Raw genomic sequence first — 1,004 nt, forward strand, 5'->3', positions numbered from 1 at the left:
CGTCTTTCGGAGCAGGTGCTTCAAATACTGTGTTCGGAAGCCAAGGTTCCTCTACCTTTCTTAGTAAGTTTACTGCTATACTTGCCGCCGGTTTCTTCATAACCAGCTTGGGGTTAGGCTACTTTGCTAAAGAGAAGGCTCATCAGCTGACTCAAGCAGGTTTGCCAGATCCAGCAGTGTTGGAAGTACCAAAGCAACAACAACCGGCTTCTGATGATGTCCCGGTGCTTCAAGAGCAAAAGTCGGCTACTCCAGCGACTGACGTACCTCCAGCTCAAGAGCAGAAGTAAGAAGGGTTTCAAACGTAGTTTTGCCGAGGTGGTGGAATTGGTAGACACGCAACCTTGAGGTGGTTGTGCCCATAGGGTGTAGGGGTTCGAGTCCCCTTCTCGGTACCAATTAGTCAGGAGAGCCCGCTGTTGCGGGCTTTCTTGCAGGTGGAAGGTTACATTGACCCTATAAGGGATCGGTCGTATACTTCCGCCCCAGCTTTGTCGCGGGGTGGAGCAGTCTGGTAGCTCGTCGGGCTCATAACCCGAAGGTCGTCGGTTCAAATCCGGCCCCCGCAACCAGTTTAAGGAGCCCCTTTTCAGGGGCTTTTTGTTAGCTGGACACTTTCTGCGCCGCTGTTCGACGGCGTTTCAAGGATGGGCGTTTCGCCCATTTTTTTTATTTTGCAGCGCATGCATTTACATGCACGAGGGGGTTCAGGTGTCGAGCAAGCTAGAAGAGTTGCAGGCCTTGTTGGCCCCGGTGGTCGTGGCCCTAGGCTATGAATGCTGGGGTATCGAGTTTTCGGCTCAGGGTCGTCACTCGATGTTGCGTGTTTATATCGATAAAGAGGGTGGCGTGCTGGTGGACGATTGCGCCATTGTCAGCCGTCAGATCAGCGGTGTCCTGGATGTTGAAGATCCGATCTCCGTTGAGTACACCCTCGAAGTTTCCTCGCCTGGCATGGAACGCCCACTGTTCACTCTTGAGCAGTTTGCAAAATTTGCCGGTGA

Annotated in this window: 2 protein-coding genes and 2 tRNA genes; all 4 read left to right on the forward strand. The window is 52.9% G+C overall.

What is annotated here, in order from left to right:
- The coding region (gene secG, locus HT737_RS19810; protein WP_182403815.1) for a preprotein translocase subunit SecG at nt 1-290 on the forward strand (290 nt) is incomplete at its 5' end.
- 22 nt (nt 291-312) lie between these two features.
- Nucleotides 313-398 (forward strand) — tRNA-Leu (locus tag HT737_RS19815).
- 97 nt (nt 399-495) lie between these two features.
- Nucleotides 496-572 (forward strand) — tRNA-Met (locus HT737_RS19820).
- 139 nt (nt 573-711) lie between these two features.
- The coding region (rimP, locus tag HT737_RS19825) for a ribosome maturation factor RimP (protein ID WP_182403817.1) at nt 712-1,004 on the forward strand (293 nt) is incomplete at its 3' end.

Origin of the sequence: Pseudomonas sp. MD195_PC81_125 (assembly GCF_014060985.1) — a bacterium.
Classification (GTDB): Bacteria; Pseudomonadota; Gammaproteobacteria; order Pseudomonadales; family Pseudomonadaceae; genus Aquipseudomonas; species Aquipseudomonas parakoreensis.